Here is an 8,523-nt window from a genome sequence, read left to right as displayed (position 1 = left end):
TTTATAGTGGTGTTGGAAAAGAATTCATTGCTAATGGAATTGATATTGCATATACATTTAATCAAAGACCTTCTTCAAGTGATTATCATGAAATTAGATTAATTGAGAATATTGCTGATGTAAAATATGGATTTATTGTTAATGATAGAGAAGGGAATAAGAAGGTGCAGGAAGTTTCTGCCCAATCTAATCGAGTGGAAATTCATTTTCCAACATTAGAATCTAAGATGCCGATTGTTAATATTGCTGTCAATCCTTCTGAACCAGGTGGTGGTAACAAAACGACATTTAAACCATCGGAAACAGTTCAATATGATATTACTGTTAAGAATGTATCCAAAAATAGTGCTTCTTTTAAAAAACCAATTATTAGTTTTGATATGCCAATTGGTATGTCATTAAATTCTTCATGGAGTTCTGATAGTGAAGAACGTTATCAGCTAATATTAACTCATCCTAATGGTGATCAAGAAACAATCGAAATGAAAAAGTTGATTGTCACTTATACACCTGTTGAAAATGCACGTACAGTTGATAATAATGGTGCTTTAGTAGAGACTGATAGTCCTACTACAAAGGTTACAATTAAGTTTAAAGAAGAGAATTTTGAATTAGCTGATGGTGCATCATTAAAACTTTCTTTAGCTGGTACAATTGCAGCAAATGAAACATTAACCTCACTATGGATGCCAACATATTTGAATAGCGAAGAGAAAACTATTCAATCAGCTGAAAATCCATATGGAAATAGTTTTGGTGTTAATATTGATGATGGAATTGATAATCCTTTGGTTGAAGATGTGGTGTTAGATCAAGTCATTGGTGAACAAGTTGGTGGAAATAAGTATGCAAATGCCAATGCGAATATTACTGTTAATGAAAACAATAGTTTATCTATTAATAAATATGTCAAAGGTGATTACGATAGTGAGTATTTAAATTACAATCAGATTGGATCAACTTCTCCTGGCGGAAATATTGATTATATGATTGATGTGAGAAATGGTGAAGAATCAGATGCTCAGGTTAATAAAATTCGTGTTGTTGATTTATTACCATTTAAGGGAGATTCTTATGTTGGACGTGATAATACTGAGGCTCTTTTAACAGAACGTGTGACTGAATTAGAAAGAGATGCTATTTTAAAAAGTGTAGATGTTTCTCAGTTGCCAGTTGGGGCCACATATGAAATATATTATTGTATTGATGGTTATGATCAAAGTTCAAAATGGACAAAATGGAAAAATGATAGTGCGACTGGACGTTTAAAATCTCAAACTGCAGCAGAAGAATTACCAATGCTTTATGATTCTATGGAAGATAGTGTTTGGGAAAATGAAAATAACTATCATAATTGGGTCAAGGCAACAGATAAGAATTCATTTGATGAAAATCTATTACCATATGTCAGTGCAATTGCAGTAGAAATAACTTGCAGAAATGACAATAATTTGAAACAAGGTGAATCTATTCAAATGCATATCAATATGACTGCACCAATGTATACAACAAGTGAAGCTGATTTGTTTACAGACAAACTTATTGCGAATTCAGCAATGGTTGCTGTTGGTCGTGTTGGTCATGCAAATGAAATTATTAATAGTGATAGAACTGAAAATCATGAAGTCAAGATTCAATTATCAATGCCTAGAGGATCAATTGGTGATTACGCTTTCTATGATATTAATCGTAATGGATTGCAAGATGAAACAGATGCACCTATTGCAGGTTTAAACGTCAAACTACATGAATTGAAAAAGTATTATGAAAATGGGAAAATTATTGAAACTGAAACGACTTATGAGACACAGACTGATAATAATGGATATTATCATTTTGGAAATCTAGCATGTAATGTACCTTTAAATGAAGATAAAACAAATTCTGATAATCCAAATGACTATGTAGGAAAGGTTTTATTTGAATATTATGTTGAATTTTCTAAACCATCTGATGAATCACGTTATCAGTATCAACCAACAATTCAATATGCTAATAATAAAGAAAATATAGAAATTGATTCTAATATCAACGAAGAATTAAAAACCGAAAAAGTTCGTTTAACAGCGAAACGTGGAAATGATGGATTGACTTATATTGGTGAAGATAATCCAACATTGGATGCAGGATTTAGTGCTTTAGCTGCGCTTGGTGATTATGTTTGGTTTGATGCAAATCGCAATGGTATTCAGGATAGTGATGAAATAGGTGTTAATGGTGTTACTGTTCGTTTGTATGAAGTGAATGAGGATGGAACAGATGGAAAATTAAAGGCAACAACAAAGACTGAGAAGGTTTATGGTAAAGATGGTTATTATTTATTTGATAAATTAGAACCTGGTCATTATGTTGTAGAGTTTGATATTTCTGGTGTTTCACCAGAAATGGGTGGTTATACAAAGCATTATGCATTTACTTCTCAAAATCAAGGTGATGATGAATTTGACTCAGATGCAAGCATTAAGATAAGTGATACTGTTATGAGAACAGAAATGATTACTTTAGAAGAACGTGGTTATGATATGACTATTGATGCAGGACTAACTGTTTATAGTGCTATTACGGGGATTGCTTTTGAAGATCGTAACTATAGTGATATACAAGATTTAGATGGAAAAACAGATGTTTATATTCCAGGTACAATTGTTGAATTATATGAAATCAATAGTGATGATGGTAACCGAAGTGATAAGCCTATTGCAAAACAGATAGTAGGGGATGATGGACGTTATTATTTTGACCATTTGATAGAAGGAATGTATCAGGTTAAATTCATATTCCCTAAAGATTATGAAATTGTGAATGGAAATGTAGGAAATGATGACACAATTGATAGTGATATTGAATATGATATAAATGAAGAAATGAATATTGGATATACAGATATCATTACTGTTTCACAAAATCGCTTAGTCGAACATGTTGATGGTGGAGCATCACGTTATAGTAGTTTAGGTGATTATGTTTGGTTTGATGCCAATAAAAATGGTTTGCAAGAGAATGATGGTAATGAATATGGTATTGAAAATGTACCTGTTTATCTTCAAATGCGTTCTCCTGATACCTATGGTTGGGAACAAATTGCTGAAGCAATAACAGATGCAAATGGATTTTATCGTTTTGATCATTTAAAATCAAGTGATTACAATACAGGAATAGAATATCGTATTGTCTTTGATTTACCATTTAATTCAAAATTAACAATCCCTAAAAATGGAGATTATTCCTTAGATTCTAATGCATTATCAAGTTATATTCCAGGTTCTGGATATCCAACAGATAACATTCATTTGAAGTATCATACAGTTGATTTAACTTGGGATGCTGGAATTATCACGTCATTAGGAAGTGTTGGAGATTATGTATGGTTTGATGAAAATAAGAATGGTATTCAAGATGAAGTGAATACTGGTTTGGCAGGGATTCCAGTGATCCTTGAATATAATGCGAGTGGTGATGTTAGTCTTGATGAAAATTGGAGTATTGTTGGAACAACGACAACAAATGAATCTGGATACTATATTTTCAATGATTTAGTTGCAGGAATGTATCGTATACGTTTCCAAATTGATAAACCTTATTATGTTACATTATCACATATGGGGAATGATAGTACATTAGATTCCGATGGTGTTTCAGTGTTTGATGAAAATTGGTATTATACAAGACCATTTTATTTAGAGGAAGAAGGATATGATATGACATGGGATTGTGGCGTGTATCTACCTGATAGCGAAGATACAATCTTCAATATTATTCCAGGATTTCCAATCACAGGAGATTCATCTTATATTTATGGTTATATTGCTTTAGCTTGTCTTTCATTAGGTGGAATAAGTGCAATTGGTTTCCGTCAGAGTAAGAAAAAGAAAACAAAAGCAAAGTCTTAAAATGTTATTTATAATGGAGCAAAATCTTGCTCCATTATATTTATTAATATGAAATGAAGAAAAAGTGACTATTAGCTTTATTTTGTTTGATTTGTGATAAGCGTGTGACAGATAAGTGTTATGATAGATTTGTAAAAAAGGAAGATATGTGATAAAGAGGAGGAACGCATAATGAAAAAGAAGTTAATAAAATTAGTGATGGTCGTGACTCTTATAGTTTTACCATTAATGACTTCAATTGTTTCAATAAAAGCAATTGAAAAATCACCTCTTGTTGTCAGTACAGCACTTGGTGATAGTCCAACAACAAGAATTTTTAAAGTTTATAATCCAACTTCTAACAATATGAGCTATCAGTATATTGTAGAAGGTAGTGTTAATTTAAGTGGAAGTGACACAATTGGTGCTGGAAAGACAAATGTGCATGAAGTGAAATCTGGAAATGGTTCAGTCACTTTTCAGTTACATGATAATAATGGTTCAGATTCTAGTACAATTAAATCTTTAAGTGCTTATAATGTGAAAGTTTATTATCGATGTGATGGTAAAGATATTAAAAAGATGACATATGCATCTTGTTCATCATCAAAACCAGCAACTGTAACTGCTCCAAAATCAATTTCAGCTAATGGTCGTGTTTATAACATTGTTCATGGAAATTATAAAGAAGCATCATATGGGACAGAAACAATTGTTTTTGAATATGCATTACAACAACGTGAATCATTTGAATCAAAAGTTGTTTTCTTAGATCAAGATGGTAATACAATTAAAGCAACAGAAAAATTTAGTGTAACAGAAACAAATGGTGGTACGTTTACAGCCCCTAATGAAATTACTTTTAATAGTCGTCAATATAAAGTGATGGCCAATCAAGTTACAAAGATTTCTCAAAAATATGATGATGGAGCGAAGACTTACTATGTTCGCTACCAATTACAAGAATCAACAGCAAATCTTCCTTACTATATTACAATTGATTATAAAGATGGAAATACACTTTTAGCAAGAAAAACAATAACTGTTCAAAGTGGAAAAACTGTTACTTTTGAGGCGCCAGATACTTATAAAGTGGGAACAACAACTTATAAATTGGCTGGAAATCAAAATATTTCTCATAAATATGGAGAAAATACAAAGAATTATACAGTTCAATATCAAAAAGTTGTTACTGATTCAAATCAGCCATATGATGTTTATGTTAACTATATTGATGTAGCAACTGGTAAAACATTAGAAGCTCATAGTAAAACTGTTGATGTTGATAAGACTGTGAAATTTAATATTCCTGGTAGTGTAAAAATAAATGGAATTAATTATATTTTATCTGCTGGTCAACCTACATCAGTCAATCATAAATTTGGAACAAATCAAACACAATACAATGTTTATTTTCATGAAAAAGATTTAAACATTCAAGAGTATCCTGTAACTGTTTCTTACTATGATATTACATCAAGTCAGATTCTTTATACGACAAAATTAACTGTAAAAGCTGATGAAAAATTAAATATCAATGTCCCTAGTGATTATACAGTCAATGGTAAGAATTATGTCTTATTGTCAGGACAAGACAATGAAAATACACATGATTTTTATTCAACAAGACGTAGTTATACATTTATTTATCGTGATGCTGAAGACTTAGCAAATCAAAGTGTTGTTGTAGTTCCTGGTGGGAATGTTAATGTGGTAGAGACACCTAATGGCGGAACTGTAACTATTGATAATGCGACTGGTCGTACAGTTATTACTGTACCAGAACAAAATACACCGCTTGTTGTTGATGATAATGGAAATCTAGTTCCAGAAGATGCAGATACGAATCAGCCAACTGAAGTTGTTGATGATGATCAGACACCTTTAGCAAAAGGAACTGCTAAAAATCAATCAGCAATGATTATTGGTGGTAGTGTTGTTGGTGTTGCAGTTATTGCAATATTCATTTTCTTAGTTATCAAAAAAAGAAGAGAAAGTAACACAGATCAATAAAAATTAAATAACTGATTTATAAAACACAAGAAGAACGATTATTTCTTCTTGTGTTTTTCTTTCCATTCTTTAATTTGTTTGAGTCTTAAAGCTACTTTGGCTTCACTACCTTGATTGGTAGGATGATAATAATGATGATCAGCAATAGAATCTGGGAGACATGTCATGGTTGTTAACTTTTCTTCATGATCATGTGCATATTCATAACCTTTACCATAATTAAGTTCTTTCATTAATTTTGTAGGAGCATTGCGAATGTGCAGTGGAACAGGTTCGGCAATTGTTTCCATAGCATCTTTCTTGGCACTCTCATAAGCCATATAGAGTGCATTTGATTTTACTGATAAAGAAAGATAAGTAACAACGTGAGTGAGATGAACACTACATTCAGGCATACCAATAAAATGACAAGCTTGATATCCAGCAATTGCAATTTCTAGAGCACGACTATCAGCCATACCTATATCTTCACTTGCAAATCTTACAAGCCTTCTGGCAATATATAAAGGATCTTCACCAGCTTCTAACATTCGTGCTAACCAGTATATCGCAGCATCAACATCACTATTACGCATCGATTTATGTAGTGCTGATATAATATTGTAATGTTCTTCACCTTTTTTATCATAAAGTAGTGATTTACGACTTGTGCACTGTTCTATAGTTTCTTGAGATACAATAATGGACTGATCTTGTCTTTCACCGTTTAAGACAGCCATTTCTAATGTGTTGAGAGCCATTCTCGCATCACCATTTGCAAATGATGCAATCATATAAAGACAATCATCGTCTATCTGTATGTTCTCATGACCAAAACCTCTTTCATCATGTAATGCATGCTGTAATAATTCAATGATATCATCTATTTCTAAACTATGTAAAACAAATACTTTACAACGTGAAAGAAGGGCAGAATTAATTTCAAAGGAAGGATTTTCAGTTGTGGCACCAATCAGAATAATACTGCCTTTTTCAACATAGGGTAAAAAAGCATCTTGCTGAGCTTTGTTAAAACGATGAATTTCATCTACAAAAACAATTGTTTTAAGTCCTAGTTCTCTTTTTTCTTGGGCTTGTTTCATGACTGCTTTAATGTCTTTAATACCGCTTGTTACTGCACTAAAGTCAATGAATTCAGCTTTTGTACAATTGGCAATTATTCTTGCAAGTGTTGTTTTGCCAACGCCAGGTGGTCCCCAAAAAATCATTGAACTGATCTGATCATGTTCAATCAATTGCCATAATATTTTTCCTTTGCCTATCAGATGTTTTTGCCCAACATAATCTTCTAATGTTTGTGGACGTAAACGACTTGCTAGAGGATCAGGAACTTGCTGATGGAATAGTGATGTTTGTTCCATAAATATTCATCTTCTTTCTTTAATAAGAAAATTGTAGCATAATATGTTGCACATTTCAATGAATTATGCAACACATTTCAAGACGACTGCTGTTATACTGTACAGAAAATATAAATCTGTGTATAATATTTATATTTCATAAAAGGAGAAAAAAATGAACGGATTAAAGATGATTAAGATGTCATTAGCTTTTTTGATTGCAATGAGCATTGCGCAAGTGTCTTCTTTTCAGTATGCAGCAAGTGCTGGAATTGTAGCAATATTAACAATTCAAAATACAAAAAAGGAAACATTACTGATTTGTTTGAAGAGAATATTATCTTTTTTTGTTTCATTATTATCTGCTTTGGCAGTGTTTAGTTTGATGGGTTATAGTGCATTAAGTTTTTCTATCTTTTTATTATTTTTCATTGGTTTTTCATTTCTTTTTCATTTAGAAGATGGAATAGCTATGAATGCAGTCATTACAACTCATTATTTAATTGAAGAATCAATGAGCCTCCATTGGATACAAAATGAAATGGCTATTTTTATGATTGGAATAACTGTAGGTATTCTTATTAATTTATATATGCCATCTCGTCAACAGCAGATTCGCCAATCATTAAAATCATTAGATGACAATATGAAAGAGATTTTGATACGTATGTCAGATTGTTTAATGAAAGAAAAGAAAACGGGTTTGCTGTATCAAACTTTTGATGAAGTTCTTATGAAGATTGATGAAATGTTATCACAAGCCTATGAACAGATGAATAATCAATTATTAAATGATACAAAATATGAAGTTGATTATTTATTGATGAGAAAACGTCAATTATTTGTATTAAAAGATATTTATGATCTTATGATTCAAATAGAGTTTAATGGAAAACAAGTGCTTTTGATTTCTCAATATTTTAAGGAAATGGCAAAAGAATATCATGAAGATAACAATGTTTCTTATTTAAGACAATGCTTTGATCACTTGAAAGAACAATTTCAACATGATGAATTACCAAAAACACGTCATGAATTTGAAAACAGAGCAATCCTATACACAATGTTTACTTATTTACAAAAATTCCTGCATTTAAAACAAGAATTTTATCATAACAATAAGTTGGAAAAAACATCAAGATAACTGCTTAGAAATTTTCAGGAATCTAATGGACTAAATATATTTGATTTGTATTGTTTCAGTAAGAATGTAATGGATTATTTATCAGACTATAGCAATAATTCAACTTTACTCAGATGGTATTTTTCTGTTAAACGTAGAAGACAGTAAATCGTTTAGA

4 protein-coding genes are annotated in these 8,523 nt (G+C 31.3%); 3 read left to right on the top strand and 1 reads right to left on the bottom strand.

Annotation, left to right across the window (positions count from 1 at the left end):
- Together BN350_RS18325 and BN350_RS02510 are read left to right on the top strand one after the other, a co-directional pair.
- Positions 1–3,890 (top strand): SdrD B-like domain-containing protein (locus BN350_RS18325; RefSeq protein ID WP_044600072.1); only part of this gene is annotated, 3,890 nt, incomplete at its 5' end.
- 171 nt (positions 3,891–4,061) lie between these two features.
- The gene (locus BN350_RS02510; protein WP_028042181.1) at positions 4,062–5,882 is read left to right on the top strand and encodes a hypothetical protein; all 1,821 of its coding nucleotides are present in this window, start codon (positions 4,062–4,064) and stop codon (positions 5,880–5,882) included.
- A 38-nt stretch (positions 5,883–5,920) separates the two neighbouring features.
- On the opposite strand, the gene BN350_RS02505 is transcribed toward BN350_RS02510, so the two are convergent.
- Complete coding sequence (locus tag BN350_RS02505) at positions 5,921–7,243, bottom strand: replication-associated recombination protein A (protein WP_028042180.1); 1,323 nt, start codon at positions 7,241–7,243, stop codon at positions 5,921–5,923.
- Between the two features lie 154 nt (positions 7,244–7,397).
- On the opposite strand from BN350_RS02505, the gene BN350_RS18320 reads away from it, so the two are divergent.
- Entirely contained in the window at positions 7,398–8,366 is a 969-nt protein-coding gene (locus tag BN350_RS18320; protein ID WP_044600071.1) for an aromatic acid exporter family protein, read from the top strand.
- The last annotated feature ends 157 nt before the right edge of the window (positions 8,367–8,523 follow it).

Source organism: Candidatus Stoquefichus massiliensis AP9, from assembly GCF_000455285.1.
GTDB classification, from domain to species: Bacteria; Bacillota_I; Bacilli_A; order Erysipelotrichales; family Coprobacillaceae; genus Stoquefichus; species Stoquefichus massiliensis.
The sequence above is the reverse complement of the archived record's forward strand: the minus strand, read 5'-3'. Positions and strand labels throughout refer to the sequence as shown.

Excerpts from the sequence above, each read along its gene's own strand:
- BN350_RS18320 (WP_044600071.1), top strand. The coding sequence starts at position 7,398 with ATGAACGGATTAAAGATGATTAAGATGTCATTAGCTTTTTTGATTGCA.
- BN350_RS02510 (WP_028042181.1), top strand. The coding sequence starts at position 4,062 with ATGAAAAAGAAGTTAATAAAATTAGTGATGGTCGTGACTCTTATAGTT.
- BN350_RS02505 (WP_028042180.1), bottom strand. The coding sequence starts at position 7,243 with ATGGAACAAACATCACTATTCCATCAGCAAGTTCCTGATCCTCTAGCA.